The following is a 26210-nucleotide window of genomic DNA, read 5'->3' as shown; positions in this document are numbered from 1 at the left end:
TTCTGTCACTCCTTTTTTGTATTACACCATTCCGAGATAAACACAGCGATCATTTTCGTAAACTCCACCAATTGGCGAATCTCTAGTTTTTCATTCACAGCGTGTGCATCCTCTAATTTTCCCGGTCCAAAGATTGCAGTTGGAATTCCAGCACGTCCAAGCCAGCCTGCATCTGTAACAGTTGTAGACATTCCAATGTAAGCTTCTTGATTGCTTATTTTTTCAAAAGTTTTACTCAGACAACGAGTCCCCGGATGGTTAGGGTCCATTTCTAAGGATGGAAAAATTTCACCGCGATCTTCAATCATCGACTTACCTCCCCAGACAAAAGTTGCTGGATGATCCCGTAACCATGGGTCGGCAGCGCAAACAGCGGCTATATGCTGTTCGATTTCCTCAATGACTTGTTCAAAATCCTCATTCGGATAAAAATGAACAGTCACCCACAGAGCACAACGATCTGCCACAAAGGCTGCATGTCTTCCACCTTCAATTACAGCTGGGTTAATCGTGTTCGTTCCTGGTAGAAAGCCGTCATAGCTTTTCGTAATTGCCCAATGACGCTCGAGGTCTTGCAGACCTGAAATAATTTTCATCATTTTCTCAATGGCACTGGCTCCATACACACTGCCACCAGCATGGATCATTTTCCGACGCATTCCATCATGATAGGTTTCATTACTTTGTACGGTAATCCAGCCAGTTATGACACCGCCTTGTCCTTGAATATGTAAGTCACTCGTATCTACTACAACGGCATAATCAGCCGTATATCCCTTTTCTAAGCATGCAAGCGTTCCCGCCTCACCAACTTCTTCACCGATGACTGATTGAAACTGAAGGTCACCTTTTAAAGAGATCCCCATTTCCTTTAAGAGTTTAATCGCAACTAGTGACGCTGCGATTCCCCCTTTCATGTCAGCAACACCACGGCCATACACATAGGAATCTTTTATTCTAGCTAAAAATGGAGACTGCTCCCATCCTGACTCATCTCCCACTTCGGCTACATCAACATGACCATTGACGATTAAACTATGGTATTCCTCAGGGGAATCCCCTGATAAAACTCCGACCACATTTGGATCTCCGGGATATACATCCCATTTTTCTGTCCTGAATCCTATGTCCTCCAAATATCCCTTAATGAATTCCTGTACATCGTTTGTGTTTCGGGCTGGCGGGCTGACGGTTGGGAAGGCGATTAAAGTAGTCAATAGCTCTAATAATTCGGTTTTTCGCTCCTCTACCTCAGCTGATATTTTTCCAACAAGATCATCCATACATATTCAACTCCTTTTTTACAAAATAAAACCCGCTCATCTTTTAAAGGAATGGGCGGGTTAAAACAATTGACATTGTTTCGCTCCACTTCCCTCCGCTGGTGTCAGCCAGATCAGGTTCGAAGGGTTCGGATTTATTCCGTCTCAGCCTAAACTTTCGGCTCCCCTAGTGAATGTTAATAATTTTCATTTGTAGGTTTCTGGTAAAAAGGAACTTTCTTTTTTAAAAAAACTGATAATAAGATAAATCCAATTAATCCTCCTGCAAACGAGCTAAAGATAAATAATGGAATAAATCCGAATATGGTTGCTTCCTGTCCAAGAAATAACGTAGCGATTGGGTATGATAGCATGGCACCAAGGATGCCCGTTCCGATTACTTCACCAATAAAAGCAAAAGATAGTTTTTTTGTTTTTTGAAAAACAAGAGCTGCCAACAAGGCACCGACCATACTTCCAGGAAAGGCAAAAACGGAGCCTGTTCCCATCATATTTCTTAATAGAGAAACACCAAATGCCTGTGCAACAGCGTAATACGGTCCGAGCAGGACAGCCGACAGGACATTTAAGAAATGCTGAACCGGGAAGAGCTTGGTAAATCCAACGGGAATAAACAATAGATTACTAGTTAATGTTCCAATCGCAATCATCATCGCTGTCAAAGTTAGCTTATGGGTTTTTCTCATTTTAAAACTCCCTTAACTATATTTTTTAATCTTTGCGCAGCTTCTAATGGTGAATTCGCATGGCTGATCGCTGTAATCACTGATACCCCATCAGCTCCTGCATTCATTACAGAAGCGGCATTTTCAATTGTTATCCCTCCAATTCCGACAATTGGAATCTCAAAACCTTTTGTTCTTAATTCCTCTATCAGAATGGTCCCTCGGGATGGTTTGGCATCTGTCTTTGTTTTTGTTGGAAAGACAGGGCCGATGCCAAAATAATCAGCACCTTGTTCGATGGCCGATTCAGCTTCTTCCATAGAATGAATAGAAACACCGAGAATTTTATCGCCAATCTTATCTCTAACGCTGCTTACAGGCTCATCCTCTTGACCAATATGTACCCCATCAGCATTGATGGCTAGTGCTAAATCAATATCATCATTAACAATAAAGGGAATTTGATTCTCCCAGCAAATACGCTGCAGTTCTTTCGCCAAGGCTACTTTTTCCCTTCCCGTTAAAGCACCCTCTCCCTTTTCACGGAATTGAAAAATCGATATCCCACCTTCAACCGCTTCCTTTAGTACCTCTATAGGTTCTTTAAGACAGTTGGAGCTCCCCATAATAAAATAAACGCTTAATTGCTCTCGTAATTGGCTGGTATTCATAACAGCACCCTACTTTCGTTTTTTCGATATGCCCAATGATTCGTTGGGCCATGCCCCTGACCAATCTCCAAATGATTTTCAATCGCTGCTTGAATAAATTTCTTTGCCACTTGGACCGCTTCAAACACCGTGCGGCCTTTTGCAAGTTCTGCTGTCATGACTGCTGAAAAAGTGCAGCCGGTTCCATGCGTGTTCTTTGTTTCAATTCTTTTACTGGTAAAAGTGTAGAATTCCTTACCATCAAACAATAAATCGACGGATTCAGATGAATTTTCATCATGTCCGCCCTTGATCATTATATTTTTCACCCCAAGATGATAAAGCATTTGGGCTGCCTCTTGTTTCTGTTCAGTTGTATGAATCGACATCCCTGTTAACACCTCCGCCTCCGGAATGTTCGGTGTAATGACCTTCGCTAGTGGAAGCAAATAGCTCTTCATGGCTGAAACAGCCTCTTCTTGTAATAGTGAAGCCCCTCCTTTCGCAATCATTACGGGGTCAACGACTACGTTCTCCCAGTTGTATTTCTTAATAGAATCCGCAACAGCTTCAATAATGTCCGCACTAAAAAGCATTCCGGTTTTTACAGCATCTGCCCCAATATCATCACCAATTGCTTCGATTTGTTTGACAACGGCTTCCGATGTCATTGGATAGACCGCATGAACACCCAGTGTATTTTGGGCAGTTACGGCCGTCAAAGCAGACATGCCAAAAACCTCTAATTCCTGAAAAGTTTTTAAGTCAGCCTGAATCCCTGCCCCTCCGCCCGAATCAGAGCCAGCAATTGTTAAAGCCTTTTTCATCCTCTATACCTCCAGTAATTAGCATTGTTTTGTTATGATACTAGCTTGTTTTATCTCCTCTTCCGTTACAAGCGACAATTGATTAAGAAATTCAATTTGGAAGCTACCAGGTCCCTTTTCAGCCGTCATTTTTGCTGCCTTCTCTGCTGCCACACCATAATAACTCAAGGCAGCAACTGCAGCGTTGATTAGTTTTTTTTCAACGGCCGCAAACGCTCCGATTATAGAGGTTAATAAGCAGCCAGTACCTGTTACCTTCGTTAAAATCGGATGACCGTTAGCAATTGTAAAGGTAGTGCTTCCATCTGATACGACATCCTCTTTTCCGGTGATGACGACAACGGTTTTCAAATTTTTCGCGGCAGAGATCGCTAACTCAATGATATTTCCTTGTCCTGCTCCAGCATCAACACCTCTGATTTCCCAAGTTGCCCCAACAATATTTGCTATCTCAGCTGCATTTCCTCTCACAATGGAGACGTTAATTTCCGCTAAAATTCGTTGTGCTGTTTCAGTTCTGTACTGCGTTGCACCTGCTCCAACTGGGTCGAAAATGACAGGAGTATTGGCTTCATTTGCTGCTTTCCCTGCAAGAATCATTGACTCCACATTTTGCGGGTTCAGTGTCCCAATATTTAATACAAGGGCACCGGCAATTTTCGCCATATCCGCTACTTCCTCAGTGGCATATGCCATCACAGGTGACGCTCCAAGAGCGAGCAGCCCATTCGCGGTAAAATTGGTTACCACTAAATTCGTAATGTTATGTATGAGTGGGTTTTCTCCTCTGACCTTTACTAATACCTCTGAAAACTCTCTTTCCATCCTACTCTCCCCTTTACAATTCATTGAAAAATAAAAAAGCCAGATCCCATATAAAAGGACCTGGCTAATTAGCAAGAGAAAAAAATAACATTCACTCGACTACTTTCCTACGCTGGTATAATCCAGATCAGGTCCAAAGGGTTAAAAATCCGCAGATTTTCTCTCAGCCTGAAAACAGGCACCCCTAGTAGATAAAGAACATATTAAATTATCAAATAAATCATAACCGTATTAAAACGATAAGTAAAGTGATTTATTTTTTTCTGTAGCAGCGGTTCCAATATTAATGTCCATTAGTAGTGCCTATTATTGGTGCCTGTCACCGCTCGTGGACACTGTCCACCTCAGACGGACACTTTTCCATTTAATGTAGAATAATTCGTCATGTAAAAACCCCCATCCATAATGATCGGATGAGGGTTGATTACAGTTTAGATTGCCTTACTGATTTCTGTTTGGATGAATTTCTTTTTCTGGATGTAGATGAGACGCGCGGATAAAGCGATTCCTGCGGCTAGTAAGCCTAAGGTTAATCCAATCCAATAACCTTTTGCGCCTAGGCTGGTGTAGTGTGCTAGTAAATACCCAGCAGGTAAGCAAATGAGCCAGTAGGCTATTAAAGTCATAATAAACGATAGATTGACATCTTTGTAGCCTCTAAGTGCAGCCTGAGCGGTTGCTTGAATGGCATCGGCAATTTGGAAAAACAGCGCATAGAACAAGAAATTTGCCGTAAGGTTGATAACGGCTGTTTCATTTGAATACAAACCAGCCACCTCATATCGGAACAGAACCACTAACACTCCCGTAAAAATGGCAATTAGAATAGCTAGATAAACCCCTAACCAGCTATATGCTTTAGCATCATGATACCTCCGTGCCCCCACTTCATAACCAACAAGCACGGTTTGAGCCATGGAAATACTAATTGGAATCATATACAGGAAGGACACGATATTTAAAGCTGATTGATACGCCGCAATCGTCGTTACATTGAACTTACTTAAAAGGATCGTGACAACTGCAAACATGCTCGTTTCAAAAAAGATTGAAAGCCCCATTGGGACACCAATTTTTAATATTTCTTTACACTCAATAAGTGAAAATTGCTTAAAATCTGTAAAGACATTATAGGAAGAAAATGGTTCTAGTCTTTTTACAATGAATACGGTCATAACTATGATCAACCAATAAGTTAATGATGTCGCATACCCTGCTCCTGCTCCGCCAAGCTCTGGAAATCCCCAATGGCCGAAGATTAGCACATAATTTAAAAAGAAATTAAATGGTAATGACAGCAATAAAATATACATCACCACACGAGTTTTTCCTAATGCATAAATAAAGGATCTTAAGACGTTAAATAGAAAAAGTGGCAGTATTCCAAAACTAAGACCAACAAGATAGTCAAAAGCAGTCTCATGTACTCGGTTTGGTAAATTCATGATCGTCAAAAGCGGATCTAAAAAGAAGATACCAAGGATGATAACCAAAATGGCAATTACAAAAGACAGATAAATACCATGGCGCACCACAGATGCTATTTCCTTGTTCTTTTTTTCACCGAAACGCTGTGCGACAATCGGTGAGACGGCTAGAAATATCCCACTGATACCCGTAAATATCGGATTCCATATTGAAGAGGCAATCGCCACACCAGCAAGATCCGAGGAATTGTACTTTCCAGTCATAATTGTATTGAAAAATACCATCGAAAACATTCCAAGCTGTGTAATTAAAATTGGAATTAATAAAACAAATATTTGCTTTGTCTTATCCTTTAATGTAAATGTCTGTTTCATAAGAAATCTCCTAAAATAAGAAATGCAAATCCAAAAATCAATTATACTCTATCTTTCAGGTTATTACTTAAATTTTCAACTAAAAAAACTAGTAAATTTGGAATCTTTTAACTAACACCATCGATATAATAAAGATGGAGGTGTTTATTCTGACACAAGAACTAGAAAGGACGAAATCACTACAAAATTCTAAAAACAACAAAAACATGATTCGGGTAAATAACAACATTAACCTAACCATAAACTTCGGAGATTCCTTGAATCTACTAGCAATCATTGCTGGCATTTATATCATTAAAAGAGTGGCCAAAAAACGAAAAGAAAAAATGTAATGGAATTGGCTCCGTTACATTTTTTCTATCCCGACTCCTTTATTTTCATTAGAGACCCACGGTTATTCTCTCTTTCTCTTTAAAATAAACCCACTCTCGGAATCCTATTTCCTTTAAGCGACCTTGGACTTCGTCAAACTCATCTCCAACTCGTTCTGGATCATGGGCATCCGAGCCAAATGTCACTTTCACCCCATAATGGAGCGCCATTTCTAACATATCCTCAGCCGGATACCATCCACCAACATATTTGGTTTTGCCCGACGTATTGATTTCAATCGCAATATCGGACTCAGCAATAACCTTTAACGTTTGTTCAACAACTGCAGTTTGGATCGAAGAAAATTCAGGATAGTACCCCTTCATCGCATCAATATGACCTAAAATCTGGTATAAACCACTTCGTGCAGATTGTTCAATTAATTGATAATAAGTTTCTTTTGTGCGGATCTTTTCTTTAGAGGAGAGTCCTTCCCAGCGGTCTTTTTTAAAAATACTTACTCCATCGACATGATGGACCGAGCCAATAATGTAATCAAATGGATAACGTTCAAAATATGGTCGATATTTCCCAACTTCCTCAGGGAAGAAATCGGCTTCAATCCCTAGGAGGACATCAATTTTCCCATGATACTGCTTCTGTAATTGTTGGACTTCCTTGACATATTCAGAAAATTGACTTTTTGCCATGGTGATTCGTGGAAACGGATGATCTTCGTCCCTAGAAAAATAAGGTGTATGATCAGAAATCCCAATGACCTTCAACCCCTTCGAAATAGCCGCCTCAATATAATCGCGGATTCCTCCCCTCGCATGACCACAACGCTCATGATGCGTATGCAAATCAAACCTCATTGTCTCTATACTCATAAATTATCACCTCTCATCAGTATTTTCCCATCTTGGTCTCATCTATCCCCAAAAATGTATAAAGGGCTGTATAAAAGCTCAAAAATGAATATACGGTGACAGGCACCCCATTATTCTCATATAATAATTTATCCATTATCGAGGTTGGGGGGATTTATGTTGGAAGGTGTTTTTCAGTTTTCTTGTAATTCTTTTGGTACGGGGGGATTGACTTTTCATTCTGATGTTGAAAAGCGTTTAGGTTTTGAGGGTGATACGATGAAAAGAATCAGGTTCGGATCATTAAGTTGCGAAACGAATATTTCTCTGGATAATACTGTATGTTCAAATGAGGCAAGCCTATCTGCAGATATTGCGGACAAGCTAAATATTCCACTTCATTGTGAGCTTGAAGTCAAATCGGTTGGAGACGAATTTCTCATTGGTCCTTTTATTGGTTTACTTATCGATTACGACTCAAATTCCATCAACCAATTACTCGAGCATCTTTTTGATTATTTAATTCATTATCGAAGTATCAAGGGGGCAATAGTTGCATTTACTCTCGACAAGGTTGATCCAATAAATCATCAAATTAAAGGATTTCTATTTAATCCGAAGACAAAAAAATGGGACGAGGGTACCTTCCCATATCCATCTTCTCTTTTCGTATTGGCGAAATCCATCAGTAAACAATGGATCGAGCATTTTCAAAGAGTCATTGGGGACAAGGTATTTAACGATTTTAATCGCAACCGATGGGAGATTCTCAAAACATGGAAAGCTTGCTTGGACGTAAAAAATTATCTCCCTGAATCCATTTTATATGAAGCACCTGTTGACCTTTACAACTTTATAAAAAGATATCCCAATGTGACGGTTTTTCCCATCAACTCAGAGTATCACTCTCCGCTAAAAGTAGTGTTAAAAGACAAAAACAGTATCACTATTTCCACTATCAAAGATGTTCAAAACTTTAAATATAATAATCGTGACCAAGCCTATTCCATTTTCAAGCGATTTTTTCAAGAAGGAAAAGCTATCATACAAGAATCAATTGATGTAACAGGCTATCGAACCATTCATTTCCGTGTAATTCTCGTAAAAAATCAAATTGGCCAGTGGCAGCATATGGGGATGTTTTCTAGGACAAAAAAATCTGGAACCACTTCCAGGGATATTTTCCCTTTAGTGAAATTTAGTAAAGAGCAATTAAAAGAGCTTCTTAAACTTACCGATCTACGAATCTCATTGATTTTTCATGAAATTATTCATATCGCTACTGATGCTGTAAAAGCTTTAGAGCATGACAATTCCCACCTCGCCAATGCAGCTGTTGACATGACCATTGGAGAAATAGGCGATATTTGGGTTACAGATATTCAACACAGTAACCCTTCTCACGAAATTGCTCTTGTTGCTGGTTATCCTGAGCTTTACTATGAAATTCTAAAAATGAATATGCTTTACGCAAAAAAACTAGCAGGCTTTTAAACACTACAAACAAATAAAGAGCTAGCAATGTGAATGCCCCAAAAAGACAGCCTACTTTTTTGGATGCAGTCCACATTTTAGCTCTTTTTTCTACTACCACCGATTATAAACTCGCTCTGCAAAGCCTAATAATTCTTTCACTTCAACCACATCCCCGCTGTCCAATACTGCTTTGCCGCTGTATCGCCCAAACACCTGGTGCTGGTCACTGGCAATAATTCCAATCGAAGTATAATCACATCGATCCAAAATGGGCTGAAACTCCATTTCAAATCTCCTGTCACTTGATGAAAATGTCCAAGTCTTTAAATATTCATATTCCTCACCATTTTGAGGAATATGAAAGGTGACGCCATCTAATTTATGTGGAGCACCATCAAAAAACAGTATATTTTCACTTGCTGCCGAGGTGTCACCGAACCCATAACCAATATTAAATCCAAACGTCTTTCCATTCACGATTCCCGAAGCGGAACCCCAAAACCAAGTATTCTTATACGTCCATACCCCTCTACCCCAATCCAAAGTCCCAAAGGAATTGTCAGGAGTGAAATAGTAGTCACGGCCATTATACGAAGCTACACCATCTGCGGCCATGCAGTTTATTTTTTGATTATAATAAAATGCTTTCGAGTCTTCGCTAAATGGTGTTGCAATAACCAACGAGTCCTTGGGCTCATTATTAAGAAAAATATCACATTGAAAATCTTTATTTTCATTAAAATTCTTCATATTACATTTCAAGCGACGGCCATCAACTTCATGTGAAAATTGAATATGGATCCGATTATCCTGATAAACTACATCCCCCTTTTTTGATGAAGAAGGCAGCCTAAGTTTTCCAAAAGTAAAAGGCTTTATAATGCTGGTTGTTTTAAACCAAGGATTCTTGAAATCTAGTAAAGATACACTGATGAGTCCCATATAGGAATTATCGGCAACCGTTAAAGCTACAGCAAAGTCACCATTTGCTACTAAATAATAATCCCATTCTTTAATCCGGTAGGCTCTGGCCTTTATATCAGTGCGGCGATATTCGAGCAAAAGCTCAGTAGCATACCCTTTCACATTTAGCTCTCCTTGGTCATTAAGCAACCGTTGGTGTTTCTCTATTTTTCTTTGCACACAAAAACCTCCCCCAACCTACGCTATACTTTTGCTAATTCGATCAGATCCTTAAGTTCATTGGTACATCCCTTTACCGTACGGGTGCCGAGGACCGTCACAGGTACCCCCAAAAACCCAAACTGCTCTACTTCTTTTTGAAAGTCTGGGTTGGTCGACACATTTCTCGTCTCAAAAAGAAGTCCCTCCTCGGTTAGTACCTTTTTCACCATCGTACATTCAATACAGTCATTTGTCGTATAAACGATTAGTTGTTTTGTCATAATCATTTCTCCCTTTTTTATAAAAAACCTCTGTTTTAGGAATATTTTACTATTAATAGTTGTATTTCACTCTAATGTGACAGCATTTTTTGACAACGAAACTCACTAATTGTCTCTTCCTGCGCTTTCCCGAGAAATAGGAAATAAAATTTCCCACCTTAATAGCCACCCAACTGATAAAAAGTTGTCGTATTTAGAAATAATCTTTCTGCCACTTCATGGAGCGGGATTTTTTTTATTTTTGAAATCTTTTTAATGGATTCATACATCATAACTGGCTGAGTCAACTGTCCCATAAAAGGTCCTTCAAATGGCCAAGGTCCATCAGTTTCAAGCATCATTTGACCTAGGGGATAGGTTTCGACTAATTTTTGAATTTTACTCTTATATACAACCTCTGGTGTTATGGAAATAAAGTATCCGTTGGCTATCATTCTATCAATGGTTAGACTGTCACCTTTAAACCAATGGAAATGGGCGCTTTTGATAGAGTATTGTTCCAATAAATCACAAACCATTTGAGCATCCTCGTAAACAGCATGAAGAATGATTGGCTTCTTTAATAGGGCTGCCATTTGTATAAAAGCCTCTAATAATTCGAGATATTGGTCATATTGATTAAGCAGAACCTTTTGATTTTGCTTTAAATAATAGGGCAGCCCCACTTCACCAATCGCTATCATTTTATCCTTATGCTGATTGATCCAATCAAATAGTTCGGTTTGATCTCGTTCAGTCGGCAGCTTTTGCTCAGGATGATAACCATAAGCCACTTCTACTTTTGAATATATATTAGACAATTCAAGGTTGCGCTTACATGATTCAAGATTATTGGAGACAGAGATCAATTTTTCAATCGACAGTGAGCTTTTCATTATATCTGAAATCTGACTGTCACCATATTTATCTAGGTGAATGTGGCTATCTATCAACCTCAAGCTTGTCTTTCCCCTCCATTTTCAAATTCTAGACTTTCAATGAAAATGATCATTATCGTTTGAACTGTTTTTATTGTGACGATTAATAAAGTCCAAAATTAATTGATTTAATTCGAATGGCGCTTTTGTTGGAAGCTGATGTTTTTTCTTTGAAAGAAACTTTAATACATTTCTAGGCAGCTTCTCTTGTAATTGATGGGCATACCGATGAAAGGATTTATCTTTCTTACCATATACTAATAGGATAGGTTGTTCAATTTTTTCGAGTTGATTGGTACAATTATATTCTAAACTATATTGATAATACTGATTTATATTCCTAGAATCACCCTTCATTGCTTCCTCGTAAAGTAGCTTGTTCGTAGCTTTTGTATCGGAATTTCCCCGAGTTATCGCAAAGGTTAAAAAAGAAATAGTTTTTGGATTTGCAAGTTTTATTGCTAAAGAAATTCTTTGTCTTAAGTATAGATCACTAGCTTCCGACATCCCGCTTACCACTATACCTCCAAAGGCACGATCACTGAACTGGAGCATAAATTCCAATAAAATGGAACCACCTGTCGAATAACCGCAAATGAAAGCTTTATCTATTCCTAAATGATCCATTAGAGTGATCATATCTTTGACAATTAGTGGGTAAGTTATAATCTGCTTGGTGGAGCCACTCCTTCCATGGCCTCTTATATCAAAAGTGATCACCCTAAACGTTTGCGATAATGCTTCGATTTGATATGTAAAATTAGCACTTGTCAGTAATGGCGGATGAATAAAAATAATCGGAATACCTTGTCCAATGTCAGAATAAAAAAGGCGGACACCATCAACATCCAGCATAGGCATTTTTCTCTTCACCTCATAATATTAGTATTTTTATTATGTCACTTTTGACATTTCAAATGCTCAATAAAAAAACTGTTCCTCTTTTTGCGAGGAACAGTTTTTTATTTATAAAATGAGAAAGGCAATAGGTGCGGTTAGTAAGATGGTCAACACTACTCTTTCAAACCAAATAATAACGAGTTTTCCAATCGTAAGTGGAATTTCTGTTGACAGAATACATGGTACTACCGCTGAGAAGAAAATGATAGAAGATACTGATACAACCGCAATGACGAATTTGGTTACTAACGCTGCTTTTGTTACTAATAAAGCCGGTAGAAACATTTCTGCGATCGAAACGGCACTTGCTTTTGCTGCTAGCATTGGCTCTGGAAGCTGAGCAAGTGCCGTAATTGGATAAAAAATATAGCCTAGCCAATCAAAAACAGGAGTAAACTCTGCTAAAATAAGCCCCAGCAAACCGACAGACATAATGGATGGAAGGATCCCCATTGTCATGATAAAACCATCTTTTAAGTTTTCCCAAATATTTTTTCCAAGGCTTGGAGATTCATTTGCTGTAATCATTGCTTCTTTCCATGCCGTTTTGACACGGTCTTTTTTTATGATTACTTCCTCATCCCCTTCCATCCCCTGATAATAATCATCACTCATTTTATTCAATGGCCAGATTCGAACAGTAATCGCGGTAACGATGAAAGTGACGACAAAGGTTACCCAAAAATAGGCATTCCAAATGTCCATGAGATTTAAAGTTTTTGCCACAACAATCATAAAAGTAGCAGATACTGTGGAAAAGCCAGTTGCGATAATTGCTGCTTCTTTAATTGTATATTTACCTTCTTTAAAAACACGGTTAGTAATTAATAGACCAATCGAATAACTACCGACAAAGGATGCAACCGCATCAATGGCAGATCTTCCAGGCGTCTTCCATACGGGTCTCATGACCGGTTGCATGAATATTCCGATAAATTCAAGCAAACCATATCCTACTAATAAGGCAAGAAAGACAGATCCTATAGGTACTAAAAGGCCAACGGAAATTACAAGCTTGTTAAATAGGAACGGTGCCATATCCGGGTCAAAAAACCATTTAGGTCCAAAATTAAACACTAGCATGACCGCAGCGACTAGACCAAATATTTTCAGAATCGAAAAGACAATGGATACAGCATCCTTTTTCCAGGATTTAGTCACAAACGGATAAACAGCACCTACTAAAATGACTAATAAAGCATAATAAGGAAGAACTCCTGGGACTGCCAACTGGATATATGAAACAAAATGATCAAGCATAATCGATGATTTACCATTTAGCGTAATCGGAATAAAAAATACAAAAATACCAATCGCACTAAAAATAAAAAACTTCAACTTATTCGCCATATTACCAAATTGCATTTCTGGTTGTCCTACTTGCCCTACAGGTCGATTCTCCATACCCATTCCCCCTTGTTCAAATAAAATTCCCTAAGTTCGAAGAAAGGAACTGTCCACCTGAGGTGGACAGTGTCTTTTTGTGGTGCCTGTCACCGCAGCTGTCACCTCAGCGCCACTCCAGTAAGAAAGGTTAGAAATACATGTGTGCCTAGTTTAACGGTTGGCTGGACCGGTGTGTCTTTTAATGGGTCGAGACAAACGATGTCCATGGCTTTGACTTTTGGATGACTGCCGGCGGCTAGTACCCCTTCTAGCAGTTCGGCCGAGGTCATTCCTCCAGGTGTGGATGCGGGAACCCCTGGTGCAAAGGCAATATCGAGTACGTCCATATCAACTGTTAAATAGATGGTATCAACCTTTGCAGATAATTCCGCTAAACAGTGCTGGACAACGGCTTCAATACCCTCTTTCCTTGTTTCGCGAAGTGTGAAATAGTTTACCCCTTTTTCATCTGCATACTGTTTCAGATCTTTCGTGTTAAAAAATCCATGTAACCCAATATTATACATATTGCTGCCTTCCACCACGCCGCTTTCAATCAAGTTCCGCATCGGTGTCCCATTGGAAGGCCCGTTATCCGTCATATCTCTTAAATCAAAATGGGTATCAAATTGTAAGATTCCAATTTTTTCAGAAGGATTAGCCTTGTGCATTCCTTTTACCATCATGGCCGTGATCGAGTGATCACCGCCAATCGCGCACACCTTCGAACTCTCGAAATATCGCTGCAATTCAGCAGAAGCCTCAACAATGTTTGTGTGACATTTTGAAATATCCGTGACATGCATCGGAACATCCCCTGCATCAAGGACAGTCATTCCTGACAGGTCCACATCATCATCAAGATTATAGGTCGTAAATCCTTTCCATGACCTGCGAAAAGCATCGGGAAATTCAGAGGCACCAGAAGCACTTATTGATGAACGGGAGAGCGGAACGCCGAGGATCACAACCTCAGCGTTCTTACACTCTTCAGGATTCATTCCTGGATGAATCGGTTGAATCCATTCATGGACCTTCTCAGCGTTGCCACTCTCTGGCCTTACCCACGTAAAGTTAGGCGGGTTAATTTTTGGATAGAGAAAGCTCTTCAATTAGCTGACCTCCCCTAACAACCACCTTACCGTTTTTCAAAACTGTATCCGTATGATTCACACCATAGGAATATTGAAGCTTCATATAATTTCCGACGCTAAAAATCGTCACGTCTGCTTTCTTGCCAACTTCTAAACTGCCAATCTCTCTCCCGCGATTAATTGCATGGGCGGCATTAATCGTAGCCGCAGTTAACACTTCAGCCGGTGTCATCCCCATTTTCAAGCAACCAAGATTCATAATGAACTGCAGGGAAATAGTCGGTGACGAACCAGGATTGCAATCAGTTGATAACGCCACTGGAACCCCTAAATCAATCATTTTTCGTCCATTCGCGGACTCTGCCATTAAAAAGTAAGCCGTTCCTGGAAGGAGGACGCCGACAACTCCTTTCGAAGCCATTGCCTTCATCCCATTTTCCGATGCTCTCAATAAATGGTCTGCAGAAATCGCCCCTACCTCGGCAGCAAGTTCTGCCCCCTCATATGGTTCAATTTCATCGGCATGGATTTTTGGAATTAATCCGTACTTACGGCCAGCCTCAAGAATGACCTTTGATTGCTCTGGGGTAAAAACTCCATGCTCACAAAACACATCATTAAATTCAGCAAGACCTAGCTCTGCAACTTTAGGAATCATTTCCTCCACCAATAGACGGACAAACTCATCAGGATTTTCTTTAAATTCCTTTGGAACGGCATGAGCACCCATGAAGGTTGACACAACGTCTACCACATGCTGTTCATTTAATTGTTTCGCCACTTCAAGCTGCTTCAGTTCGGTTTCCCATTCCATCCCATAGCCGCTTTTCGCCTCAACCGTTGTCACACCGTGACGCAAAAATTGGTTTAATCGTTCATAGCTTTCTTGAAAAAGCTCCTGATGAGAAGCAGCCTTGGTCATTCTTGTTGTTGCATGAATTCCGCCTCCGGCATTCATGATTTCCATATAGGTAGCACCTTGAAGGCGCATATTAAATTCATTTTCCCTAGATCCTGCATAAACAAGATGGGTATGAGGATCAACCAGCCCAGGGGTAACGAGCTTACCGCTCGCATCGACAATCTCTGCTTCTCCAAGACGGCTGCCAAACTTCGCTAACAGCTCCACGTCCGTACCAACGGCCACAATCACACCATCTTCAATCCAAACGCTCCCATTTTCAATAATACCAAGCTCAGACATCGCTTCCTTTACAAGGGGAGCATGAGAACTCCCCTGCAAAGTAACGAGCTGAGCAGCATTACGAATAAAAACCGCTTTACTCATTCAAATCATCCTCTCAATCTTGCTCTAGCATCGGCATTTTAATGCCTTTTTCTTTTGCTGTCTTAATCGCTAATTCATATCCTGCATCCGCATGACGGACTACTCCCATACCAGGGTCCGTTGTTAATACCCGCTGTAAGCGGACTTCTGCATCCTTCGTGCCATCCGCAACAATAACCATTCCAGAATGCTGGGAATACCCCATACCAACACCGCCGCCATGGTGCAGTGACACCCAGCTTGCTCCGCCAACAGCATTGATCATCGCATTTAGAATCGGCCAGTCAGAAACTGCATCACTGCCATCCTTCATCGCTTCCGTTTCACGGTTAGGTGAAGCAACAGAACCAGCATCTAAATGATCGCGGCCGATGACGATTGGTGCTGACACTTCGCCAGAAGCAACCATATCGTTGATCACCTTCCCAAAACGGGCACGGTCTCCATAGCCTAACCAACAAATACGGGCAGGAAGACCTTGGAAGCTGATTTTTTCCTGTGCCATTTTTACCCATTTACAAAGATGCTCATCATCTTTAAACTCCCGAAGCAATGCTTCATCTATTTTGCGAATATCCTCAGGATTGCCAGACAAGGCTGCCCAGCGGAATGGTCCTTTTCCTTCGCAGAATAACGGACGGATATAGGCTGGAACAAAGCCTGGGAAATCAAACGCGTTCTCCACACCTTCATCCTTTGCTACTTGACGAATGTTATTACCATAATCAAATGTAATTGCGCCTTTTTCCTGCATTGTAAGCATTGCCTTCACATGAACAGCCATGCTTTGTTTCGACAATTGAACGTATCTTGCTGGATCTTCCTTACGTAACACCGCTGCTTCTTCCAAAGAATATCCAACTGGTACATAACCATTTAGTGGATCATGGGCAGAGGTTTGGTCTGTTAACACATCTGGATTGAAGCCTTTATCAATCATCAATGGAAGAATTTCCGCTGCATTACCGATTAAACCGATTGATAATGCTTTTCCTGCGATCTTCGCTTCCTGTGCCATTTTCAATGCTTCATCTAAATCATGTGTTTTAACATCAAGGTAAGCGGTTTCAATTCGGCGATCTACCCTTGTCTCATCGACATCAATCGCAAGACATACCCCATCGTTCATCGTTACGGCTAACGGTTGAGCTCCACCCATCCCGCCAAGTCCAGCCGTTAATGTAATTGTATGTTTTAACGTCCCGCCAAAATGCTGACGAGCTAGTTCTGCAAATGTTTCGTACGTACCTTGCACAATTCCTTGGCTGCCAATATAAATCCAGCTACCAGCTGTCATTTGTCCGTACATCATTAAGCCTTTTTTATCAAGCTCATGGAAATGCTCCCAATTTGCCCAGGCAGGCACTAAGTTAGAGTTCGCAAGTAACACCCTCGGCGCATCCTTATGGGATTTCCATACCGCCACCGGTTTACCTGATTGTATTAATAATGTTTCATCGTTTTCCAGTTCAAGGAGCGTCCTAACAATCGCATCATAGGACTCCCAGTTCCGCGCAGCCTTTCCAATTCCCCCGTAAACAACTAAATCCTCAGGGCGCTCGGCAACCTCTTGATCAAGATTGTTCATTAACATCCTTAAAGCAGCCTCTTGGATCCAGCCCTTTGCATGTAATTCCGTTCCTTTATAACTTTTTACTACCCTTAAATTCTTTGTATTTGTCTCCATAAGCTCACTCCTTTAAATACTTTACTCACAATTTCATTATAAAAATAAAATCTTCTGAAAAATACGAAATTAAAGTTAGAAAAAAGGTAAAATATTTTTGTTTCAACAAATTTCTATAGCTAAATTCTAGATTATTTTTAGAAAAGGAAGATATTTTTAGATTTAAGAAAGACTCAGTCCTCTGACTGAATCTTTCTCTCCACTTTATTCATTCGAAATTTTCTTGGGGACTGCCCCACGGTTTCGTTAAATATTCGACTAAAATAATTCGGATTTTGGAACCCGACAAGAAAGGATATTTCTTTCACAGGCTTGCTTGTTCCTAGCAGTAAACGTTTGGCCTCTTTCATACGGATCCCTGTTAGGACCTCGGTAAAGCTAACACCTGTTTTTACAGTTAGGAGATGGCTAAAATATGATGGGTTACGATCAACGTATTGCGCTACCTCTTCCAACCTTAGGTCACTTTTTGAAAAATTAACTTCCATATAAGAGATTCCGCGTTCAATTGGATCGTACTTGGATTTTCTCTGGTTCGACTCTGCACCAATAAATAGCTTTTGCGTAAATAAAATCAAATTCTGCACCGTTCGATAAAGAACGGTATCGTATAGGATTGAATGAAAGATATAACGATACTCACGCTCATAACTTTCCTGTCCGTCTAGATTGTTGGTTTTCATATAACGCCTCAACTGGGCAAGGATACTCGTTAATCGGATTCTGACCAACCCTGGATCTGGAAAAGGATCCATTAATTGAAGAAACTCGTCATACAACCACTTCTTCATGTTATCTAAATCCAAATTTGTAAGCATATCGACCCAAAGCCGTTGTTCTGGCGGGGAGAGGAATGGATCGATATGTCCCCAGTTAGGGGAAGTATGAAACTCTAAAACCTGACGATATCCTTTATAATAAGTAATTTCTAGCATTTTCCGGGTTTGTATATACCTTTGATGTAGAGATTCAGTAGTAGGTTCACCTCTATGAATGACGATCGCAAGCGGGTCTGAGAATTCCTCCTCCCATCTTCTCATTGCTTTCTGGCATTGTTCTCTAATCGTTAGGCACTGTTCCTCGAATAGCAGGACAACCATATCACTCAAAGGGAATATCCCATGTAAATCTTTTAAGGGATAATCTGTTAAAAAATGAAAGAGTGTCCCCTTCGTTTCAGAACTTTCAGTTTTAAATGCTGACAAGTGGTAATTTCCTGAAAACGAGGCAACAGAATTAAATAATGCTTCATAGGATATTGCTTTGTAAGTATGTAAGTGGGACATCCCCATAGAATTGGTATTTTTAGACAAGTTTTTAGACGCCTTTTGATAGGCTGACTTTACTTTGACAGCGGAAAATGGCTTGATCATCAAATCTAAAGCTTGCATATCAATGGCTAAACGTGCTTTTTCGAAGGTAGCCTCAGCGCTAGTGAATAAAAGGACGGGATGATATATTTGCATCAACTCTCGAAAGCTTGACCAATCTTTTCGGTTAATCATGTCGAGCTCCAATAATACTATGTCTGGAGATTCTTTTTCAAACAAAACGACAAATTGCTGGTAATTTGACGCCAAGTAGATATCCTTAACCGGAATCGAAGAAGACTTTAACAGCCATTTTAATCCTTCTCTTTCGTTCAAATCTCGATCCGCAATCAACCATTTGCCTTCCATCGTAATTTCCCCTGCCTTTTATAAATCTCTCTAACAAAAATATACCTTTATTTCAGGGTCGATTACAATTATTTGTTCCGCATTCACGACCACATAATGAGCATAATAAATTTTGTGACTTAATGATGAGAGGGGAATTTTATCGGATGAAATGGCACAAAAATCTTTTAAAATTTATCCAGGAGCGACAGGGAAAGAAACTAGCTTTGGCGGTAGATACTTCAACAAATGAAACAAAAATAGACCTGATTGCAAACATCGTGACATTCTTTAAAGAGTTGCGTCCAGACACCATCCTTGTTCAGTCTGACTTTAAACTAAGGTCAACTGAATCGATTACAGAATCTACTGAAATCAAATATTTCACACACGGGAAAGCTTCTTATACATTAGCGCTTGAATGGGCGGAAACAGAGGAAATTGACACGCTATTTTATATTACAGATTTAACAGGTTTTATCCCAGAAGACTTGCAAGTACAATTTGAAGTGTTTTGGCTGGTACCAACCGAATTTGTACCAAAAGCTCCTTTTGGTAAAGTCATGAAAATTGTGTAGTACCCTTGAAAAAGTCAAAGAGAGAAAAGACTTTGACTTTTTCAAGTTTAGATTAGAAATTACCTTTTCAAATTTTACTTAAATAGTCGTGAGAGGTATCTAGCACAGGGACCCTACTAAAAACATATTCTAATATAGTATTAATATATTAGGAAGGGGCTGTTACGTATGAATTTGGAACAGAAGCTTATTGATAAACTGGATCAGATTCAGATTACAAAACAATCCGGCAGTGTGGTAGTGAATAATCCAACCAGCTATCGGTTATTGGGAAAAGGTCATCAAGGAGCTGTTTTTCAAATCGATGATTATCGCTGCGTAAAAATTTACTGTGTGAAACAAGATCTCGACCGGGAGCTTCAAGGATTAAAGCTCGGTGGTAAAGTCGGCATTTGTCCAGAGGTGTATTTTTCCGGAGATAATTTTATTGTAATGGAATACTTGACATATCCAAGTCTTTTGGATCATTTGGACATGCACCCGATTGATAGAGGATTAACCGTCAGAATTATAGATTTACTAAATTTATTTGAAAAAGCAGGATTCAATCGTTTTGACCATTCTGCGCGGCACATCTATTTAGTTCCAGATGGGTCAATGAAAATCATAGACGTAGTTCATATGATCAAAGCACAGCCAGTCAACTTAGCCAAAAAGCTAATTGGAGAAATGGGCGGCAACGCGGTAAATTTCCTTCATTTTGTACAGGAAATTAGTCCAAAATGGTACAATCGCTGGGCAAATGATCCTGGTTTCACGGATTTAATGGCAAAAATCAATGGTACCGTTTGACTAATGCCATAACTCATGAAATAAAGGTTCTGCCCAGCGGCAGAACCTTTATTTTTTCTTTTTTTTCGCTGTCAAACTTAGCTGAGGTAATTGTTTTCTTGCATTGATCAAGTGGGTAACGAGCGCATCCCTTTCCATATCGGATACATCCCAGTCTTTAGGAATGGATTGAATGACACTTTTAATGGACTCTTCCGGTAAGGAGAGGATTTTTTCAATCGCTGAATTTAGCTCGTTTTGACCTTGGAGGAATGAGGCACACCAATGATGAACATTCAGTTTAACTTCCATTTTCGGCATTTTTTTAAGATCTTTGATCGTCCATAATGCTTCAGAAAAACACCTGCCATGATCGATCAAGCGAAGATAGTACTTACCATTCTCAACAGGTTCAAGCAGTACATTGTTCTCTTTCCGATCGGTATTCCCAATCCAAATATCGAAGGCAATAATCAAGGCAAGGTGTTCTTGATTGGTTACTTTGATGTATTCATTATTAGAATTTCTGCTGAGTTGAATGCAATTATCAATATACAAACTAGCAAAACTGCTCCCTGAAGTGAACTTATGATTAAGAAGAAGCTGAGATTCCTTAAGAAAATCATCGCTGATATGAACAACCTCAAAAGGAATAATCGGTAGTGAGAGGAGCTGGCCTAATTTTCCCGCAATATACTCATTCACGAGTATTCTTGTTCCGCTTGAGTTATTTTTAAACTTAACTACATACGATTTATCATCACTAAATAGAATGTGCTGAGGCTTGGAATACCCTTTAAAGGTGGTTCCAATAAGCTTAACAGGATATATGTTTTGAGACATACTAATAACCCCCTTCCAATTATAATGATTGTACTCCTATTTTTAATGCACCAGAATTGGCTTTGACCCTAAGTCCCAAGCAAAAACCGTGTCCGTAAATTGGATTCCGTGATACAATCCAACTAGTATTCTCTGACTCGGTGGAAACCCAAGAAATAATATTATCGTCTTGAAACCCTCTCTTATTTCCTCTTTGATATGGGAGGATGGAAGTTCGTCCATTGCGCAAGAGCTTCAAATAGTCAGGCGATAATCCAACATCGAGGGATAGAGGTAAAATGTTTAGCGGAATATGATCATATTGAATACAGATTTGACTTTGTCCCCCCTTGAGCAGAAAACGCTTCGTCATCCCAAATGCCGCACTATTAGTTTGCTTATTCACGATTACTAGCTCAACTTCTTGATTTTCTATTACCTCCAGCGAATGAATCTCATAATGGTCATGTTCAAATCCATAATCTGCTAATGCACCCGGATGATTCATCGGAATGTCCATAAAATCATTCAATTCCTCAAGCCAATTCCAGTCATCTGACGGATTACCAACAATAAGCCGGTCATCATAAAACAGATAAATAATACGCCCGCCGAATTGCGGCGAAATGACAACAGCTAAACGATTGTTCCGTAAAACAACCTCATTATAACCATCATGATCAATATCCTCGACGGTTACCTTAACAAGGGTTGAATTTACCTGTTCGCTTTCCCATTTTGCTGCTTCCATTAAAATCGAGGCTGCCCTTGCATGACTGGCAACAGCACGTGCCCATGGAGCGGGTAATGCGAATCCTATGCTGTCTCGGTCGCTATGAATACTATTTGGAGCATCATGCCAGCCTGTTTCATACGTACAAGCAAGCAAATGCTTTCGTGCAAGTTCAAGTAAAGATGACTCACTTTCTGTCTTAGCAGACAGCTTTTTAAACTCCTCCCACATTTCTATCAAATTTCGTTGATATGGAGTCCAAGACTGTGAATTTGCCCAATTCTTATAATCTTCTCCAGCTCCAAAATCGATAACCAGCTCTCGATACGCACCAGGGTCTATTGGCATAGAAGGTTGAATTTTGTGCTGGGCAATCCAAGACTGAAGCAGTACCGGAGTTGCATCTTGTCTTTGAATCAACCATTCAAGGAAATTGCGATAATGGTCAACACCCTGCGGATTCCAAGGTGGAATTCCCGCAACCTTTTCCATATCGTCACCATAGATAGCGATAACGTCTCTACCATTCATAATCTCAAGTTGCATTTGTGACATGAGAGCATTTAATCGCTGTTTATGCTTCTCCGATTCAAATGGAATAGATAAACGCATTTCATTTGAAAGTGGGAGTGCAATTAAACCATGACTTTCATCAATCCGATGTGCTTCGAAAAGTTCTGGCAAAAAACGCGGATTCCGATCAAAGTCTTGCCGTGATTGGTCAGATAAGAGCAAGCGGTCATCCAGTAGAACATATTGAAATCCTTGATTTGGAAGATTTTTATCCGTTATAACATCCGCTAGCTTTTGGGTATTCCAAACTCGTTCAGGAACCCAAAATCCGGAAACATCTGATAGGTTTCCTCCAAGCCACCTATCAAATAGAAAAAGTTCTTCCTCTATTTGATAGCGATTATGTTCGCGATCAAACAGAGGCATAATATTTTGGGCATACGTAGAACCTATGATTTCTACTAATCCCGATTCTCTTAATTCTACAATTTCTTCAAGAAACAGCGGATCATACCAGGCGCATGCTTCGATAAATGTACCGCTTATGTGCAGGTGGAACGGTATATTGTATTGGGAATGGAGGTCAACTACTGCGCGTAAACCGGAAGAAGCATCTGAAGGTCCAATAATTTCATTAATACCGGGGCGATTATCGTAGCCGTTGGTGATCAAGTATTGATTGGCATGATGAACGATTGCAATAGGAATGGAGAAATGTTTCATTACAGGTAAATCCCTTGCAAATAGTGATCACATTTTGTAAGAAACGGATTAACAATGTTAAATTTCTCTGTATTGAGTACACATAATTCATAATGAAGGCTTTCAAAAAGTGAACGGGCACTATATAAAGAAATTCGCTCAAGAAATTCCTTAGGGTTGTAAGAAAGGTGAGAATCGAGATATTTTTTCATGAAATCATTGACCATCGATTGGAAATAATCAAAATCACCTTTTTTAAAGAAGGCACTAATCTGAATCTGACAGGCTAAATAGGCAACATCCCATGCAGGGTCACCTACAAAATGATGATCAAAATCAATGGCAATGACTTTTTGTTCGTGTAAAAAGACATTTTTTGTATGAAAATCTCCGTGAAGGAGAACTTTTTGGTCAGTCTTTAATTTATCGGAATTTTGCACAAATTGATCATAGATCGATTTTAGCTTTGCTTTTTCTTTCGGTATTCGTTCTGAAAGATCTTCATAAAATCGCCTTACATCGGCAGTGGCTCTTGTACGAACCGCCGATCGGACTGATGTGAGCGGGATCTCATGCATTCTTGTCAGCCAATTAGCAATAAGAAAGGCAAGTTGCTTGTTATCGGCATTTGGATCATGTATCCAATCATCCAATGTTTTCCCAGGCGACTTCGACATAAGCATCAGGCGATATTGCTGCAGATAAGCAATCGGCCGGACAATCGTGAACTTAGGTTCAGAGCCAAATCCATGGTTCCACAAATATTGTAAAAACCAATAGCTTTCGATTCCCTTTTTTTGGTCAGAATACACCTTTCCAATTAACGGTTCTCCTTTCAACTCTCCACCCTGATTACGATAGATTAAATGATATTCGAGGATCATTTTTCGTATTTTAGGGGTGGATGATACGAGATTAGCTTGAAGAACCTTTCGGCTTGTCCCATAGCTAAGCTCATATGCTGTAACGATTTCTTCAATCGCAGGAAGCTGTAAATCGTTTGTCATCTTTGTTTAACTCCTTTCTATTTAAAAATAGAAAAATCTTAATTACCTGGTGTTTATTACCCTTAAATATAATTGACGTGTCTTTTCACCGACCTGATCCCAAGTCCAAGAACGTGCTTCTTGAGCACCTTTTTCCCCTAAGGATTGTCTTTGCTCCGGGTGGTCTAATAGCTGTAGGATAGCTGCTGCCAATTGATCAGGCTTGTTCGGTTCAATGACATGAACATTCTTGACAATTTCCCCTACTCCGGTTGTGGTCGAGATAATGGTTGGAATGCCTGCTGCCATTGCTTCCAAAACGGTAATGCCAAAAGGTTCAGATCTTGCGGGAAGAACAAATAATAACGCATTTTTGTAGCATTCTTTCAGTTTTTCATCCGTAACTCTACCTGTGAACACAACACGTTCATCAATTTTCAGGCGACGAGCTATGAGACGTAACTTATTCATCAGGTCGCCTTCACCCGCCATCATAAAACGGATATCCTTGCGTTCAGCAAGCACAAGGCTTGCTGCTTGTAAAAAATCATCAGGAGCCTTTTGTCTGGTCAATCGACCTAAAAATAAGATATATCCATCCGTTTTTTGATAATCTCTGGCAGCCATTTGTTCAAAAGCAGAGAAGTCAATTCCATTGTATATGGTGGTTATTTTATCCGGATCGGCACCATAATGATCAATTAATATTTGCTTTGTCCTTTGGGAGACAGAAATTGTATGATTCACATTAATTAGAGATTCCTGTTCGATATTAAAAATCACTGGATTATAAGACTTCCCTGCGGCACGATCAAATTCTGTTGAATGAACAGTCCAGACAAGAGGGATGTTGTATTTTTGAGCGATTCCCGTTGCTGCATAAACCCCCATCCAATCGTGGGCATGAATCAGATCGATACCTTCCTTCACAAATACTTCTTCAAACCTTTTTCGAAAATCCATGACAGAATCCCAGATAGCACTTCCTAAATAAGCATATTTCGAAAAATTCTCATGCAATTGCACTTGGTGGATTGTCATGCCCGAAGGAGGATCAAATTCTATTTCTTTAAACGCGGGAAGGTAAAACTCAATATTAACACCGATACTAGTTAATTCTCGAACAAGGGCTTGGCAGTGGATACCAAGCCCCCCCGAAAATTGCGGCGGGTATTCCCAGCTAATCATTGCAACTTTCATTGGTCTCTATCACCTCTTACTTTCACCTGACTTTGCTTTTGCGATTGTTGCGTTAAATTTAGGATCCTTTGTCCACGATTCGTACAAAGTTGGTTCCATTTCTTTTACTTGTTGAAGAAATCTCTCAGCCTGATTCCCCATACTTTTGATTAAACGCTGTGGAAACAGCTTTGCTGGCTGTTTGGTATGGCGGTGCAGGTTTACAACCTTAAAACTGCCATCAGGCATTAAGTAAATATGGGCTGTGGCCTGGTCAAGACGGGTAAAACCAACTGATTTAAAATCATTAAAAAGTTGTAGCAGCTTTTGTGTTAATTCTTTCGTTACTGGATTAATTTTTAAATAATCTTCTAGAGTTGGTGCTTGAATAGTCTCCATGACTACATAGGTTCCTCTTCTTAAGAATACATTTGGAGTAAATCCTCTTGCTGCTCCCATTTGAAGAGCCTGAAATTCCTTTTCAGCCTTTTCCTCTTTATCAAAATAAGCGGCACATCGAGATCCATCAATGCCGATAACAACCCGCTTATCTTCGTTACTAATAATGGGCAGGTCAGTTGGGTTATGAATGAGAAAGCCTGTTTCTTCAGGCTTCGTCACTTTAATTTTGTTAATTTCTTTTATCACGCTTGCATTATCAGCGTTCTTTTTATGATTCATTCTTGTATCCTCTACCTTTCTATATGTTAAGATTGTAAATCTAGTATTAAGATATGATAAAGCTAGAAAACTAACTAAACGCTTGTCCATAAACTAGAAAAATTGGCTATAATACTAGGGAATTGCATATAAAAAATCGGTCGATTAGATAGATTAACCGGCTAAGATAATCGACAAAAGGCATCCGAATGAACTCATTC

24 protein-coding genes and 2 riboswitches are annotated in these 26210 nt (G+C 39.8%); of the genes, 3 read left to right on the top strand and 21 right to left on the bottom strand.

What is annotated here, in order from left to right; all coding sequences use genetic code 11:
* Positions 1-5: 5 nt before the first annotated feature.
* From ACWM35_RS17555 to ACWM35_RS17525, 7 genes are all read right to left on the bottom strand, one after another.
* Entirely contained in the window at positions 6-1283 is a 1278-nt protein-coding gene (locus ACWM35_RS17555; RefSeq protein ID WP_454820148.1) for an acetylornithine deacetylase, read from the bottom strand.
* A gap of 73 nt (positions 1284-1356) precedes the next feature.
* Positions 1357-1461, bottom strand: a riboswitch (TPP riboswitch).
* Positions 1460-1969 (bottom strand): energy coupling factor transporter S component ThiW, encoded by a 510-nt coding sequence (gene thiW / locus ACWM35_RS17550; protein ID WP_454820147.1) that lies wholly within the window; start codon positions 1967-1969, stop codon positions 1460-1462. Its footprint overlaps the riboswitch before it by 2 nt.
* Positions 1966-2619 (bottom strand): thiamine phosphate synthase, encoded by a 654-nt coding sequence (thiE, locus tag ACWM35_RS17545; RefSeq protein WP_454820146.1) that lies wholly within the window; start codon positions 2617-2619, stop codon positions 1966-1968. The genes thiW and thiE overlap by 4 nt, the downstream gene beginning before the upstream one ends.
* Positions 2616-3425, bottom strand: coding sequence for a bifunctional hydroxymethylpyrimidine kinase/phosphomethylpyrimidine kinase (gene thiD / locus ACWM35_RS17540; RefSeq protein WP_454820145.1), 810 nt, complete (start codon positions 3423-3425; stop codon positions 2616-2618). Before thiD ends, thiE begins: the two co-directional genes overlap by 4 nt.
* An 18-nt stretch (positions 3426-3443) precedes the next feature.
* The gene (gene thiM, locus ACWM35_RS17535) at positions 3444-4250 is read right to left on the bottom strand and encodes a hydroxyethylthiazole kinase (RefSeq protein WP_454820144.1); all 807 of its coding nucleotides are present in this window, start codon (positions 4248-4250) and stop codon (positions 3444-3446) included.
* Between the two features lie 87 nt (positions 4251-4337).
* Positions 4338-4446: riboswitch (TPP riboswitch) on the bottom strand.
* 235 nt (positions 4447-4681) lie between these two features.
* Entirely contained in the window at positions 4682-6052 is a 1371-nt protein-coding gene (locus tag ACWM35_RS17530; RefSeq protein WP_454820143.1) for an MATE family efflux transporter, read from the bottom strand.
* Positions 6053-6432: 380 nt separating this feature from the next.
* Positions 6433-7239 (bottom strand): histidinol-phosphatase, encoded by an 807-nt coding sequence (locus ACWM35_RS17525; RefSeq protein ID WP_454820362.1) that lies wholly within the window; start codon positions 7237-7239, stop codon positions 6433-6435.
* Positions 7240-7413: 174 nt separating this feature from the next.
* On the opposite strand from ACWM35_RS17525, the gene ACWM35_RS17520 reads away from it, so the two are divergent.
* Positions 7414-8727, top strand: coding sequence for a YheC/YheD family protein (locus tag ACWM35_RS17520; RefSeq protein ID WP_454820142.1), 1314 nt, complete (start codon positions 7414-7416; stop codon positions 8725-8727).
* 93 nt (positions 8728-8820) lie between these two features.
* On the opposite strand, the gene ACWM35_RS17515 is transcribed toward ACWM35_RS17520, so the two are convergent.
* The 9 genes from ACWM35_RS17515 to ACWM35_RS17475 form a co-directional block, all read right to left on the bottom strand.
* A complete protein-coding gene (locus ACWM35_RS17515) occupies positions 8821-9852 on the bottom strand; it encodes a DUF2804 domain-containing protein (RefSeq protein ID WP_454820141.1) in 1032 nt (343 codons plus the stop codon).
* 23 nt (positions 9853-9875) lie between these two features.
* Positions 9876-10115, bottom strand: a complete 240-nt coding sequence (locus ACWM35_RS17510; RefSeq protein ID WP_454820140.1) for a glutaredoxin family protein — start codon at positions 10113-10115, stop codon at positions 9876-9878.
* A gap of 158 nt (positions 10116-10273) precedes the next feature.
* Entirely contained in the window at positions 10274-11053 is a 780-nt protein-coding gene (locus ACWM35_RS17505; protein WP_454820139.1) for a TatD family hydrolase, read from the bottom strand.
* A 36-nt stretch (positions 11054-11089) separates the two neighbouring features.
* Positions 11090-11893 carry an alpha/beta fold hydrolase gene (locus tag ACWM35_RS17500; protein WP_454820138.1) on the bottom strand — a complete coding sequence of 268 codons (804 nt, stop codon included), beginning with the start codon at positions 11891-11893 and terminating at the stop codon, positions 11090-11092.
* 105 nt (positions 11894-11998) lie between these two features.
* Positions 11999-13297, bottom strand: a complete 1299-nt coding sequence (locus ACWM35_RS17495) for a YjiH family protein (protein ID WP_454820361.1) — start codon at positions 13295-13297, stop codon at positions 11999-12001.
* Between the two features lie 140 nt (positions 13298-13437).
* Positions 13438-14430 (bottom strand): agmatinase family protein, encoded by a 993-nt coding sequence (locus ACWM35_RS17490; RefSeq protein ID WP_454820137.1) that lies wholly within the window; start codon positions 14428-14430, stop codon positions 13438-13440.
* Positions 14402-15700, bottom strand: coding sequence for an imidazolonepropionase (gene hutI / locus ACWM35_RS17485; protein ID WP_454820136.1), 1299 nt, complete (start codon positions 15698-15700; stop codon positions 14402-14404). The genes ACWM35_RS17490 and hutI overlap by 29 nt, the downstream gene beginning before the upstream one ends.
* A gap of 13 nt (positions 15701-15713) precedes the next feature.
* Positions 15714-17387 (bottom strand): urocanate hydratase, encoded by a 1674-nt coding sequence (gene hutU, locus ACWM35_RS17480; RefSeq protein WP_454820135.1) that lies wholly within the window; start codon positions 17385-17387, stop codon positions 15714-15716.
* Between the two features lie 173 nt (positions 17388-17560).
* Positions 17561-19066, bottom strand: a complete 1506-nt coding sequence (locus tag ACWM35_RS17475; RefSeq protein ID WP_454820134.1) for a helix-turn-helix domain-containing protein — start codon at positions 19064-19066, stop codon at positions 17561-17563.
* 146 nt (positions 19067-19212) lie between these two features.
* On the opposite strand from ACWM35_RS17475, the gene ACWM35_RS17470 reads away from it, so the two are divergent.
* A complete protein-coding gene (locus ACWM35_RS17470) occupies positions 19213-19623 on the top strand; it encodes a VWA-like domain-containing protein (RefSeq protein WP_454820133.1) in 411 nt (136 codons plus the stop codon).
* A gap of 168 nt (positions 19624-19791) precedes the next feature.
* Entirely contained in the window at positions 19792-20415 is a 624-nt protein-coding gene (locus tag ACWM35_RS17465) for a hypothetical protein (RefSeq protein ID WP_454820132.1), read from the top strand.
* Between the two features lie 48 nt (positions 20416-20463).
* On the opposite strand, the gene ACWM35_RS17460 is transcribed toward ACWM35_RS17465, so the two are convergent.
* Genes ACWM35_RS17460 through ACWM35_RS17440 form a run of 5 tightly spaced genes read right to left on the bottom strand, consistent with a single transcriptional unit; the run spans position 20464 to position 26010 of the window.
* Positions 20464-21237 (bottom strand): HipA family kinase, encoded by a 774-nt coding sequence (locus tag ACWM35_RS17460; protein ID WP_454820131.1) that lies wholly within the window; start codon positions 21235-21237, stop codon positions 20464-20466.
* A 19-nt stretch (positions 21238-21256) separates the two neighbouring features.
* Positions 21257-23185, bottom strand: coding sequence for a hypothetical protein (locus tag ACWM35_RS17455; protein WP_454820130.1), 1929 nt, complete (start codon positions 23183-23185; stop codon positions 21257-21259).
* Positions 23185-24171: a phosphotransferase gene (locus ACWM35_RS17450; protein ID WP_454820129.1), complete on the bottom strand. Its 987-nt coding sequence runs from the start codon at positions 24169-24171 to the stop codon at positions 23185-23187. Before ACWM35_RS17450 ends, ACWM35_RS17455 begins: the two co-directional genes overlap by 1 nt.
* A gap of 42 nt (positions 24172-24213) precedes the next feature.
* Positions 24214-25350 carry a glycosyltransferase family 4 protein gene (locus tag ACWM35_RS17445; protein WP_454820128.1) on the bottom strand — a complete coding sequence of 379 codons (1137 nt, stop codon included), beginning with the start codon at positions 25348-25350 and terminating at the stop codon, positions 24214-24216.
* A 9-nt stretch (positions 25351-25359) separates the two neighbouring features.
* Positions 25360-26010 (bottom strand): hypothetical protein, encoded by a 651-nt coding sequence (locus tag ACWM35_RS17440; protein WP_454820127.1) that lies wholly within the window; start codon positions 26008-26010, stop codon positions 25360-25362.
* Positions 26011-26210: the final 200 nt, after the last annotated feature.

It is taken from the genome of Neobacillus sp. K501 (genome assembly GCF_053749995.1).
The sequence above is the reverse complement of the archived record's forward strand: the minus strand, read 5'-3'. Positions and strand labels throughout refer to the sequence as shown.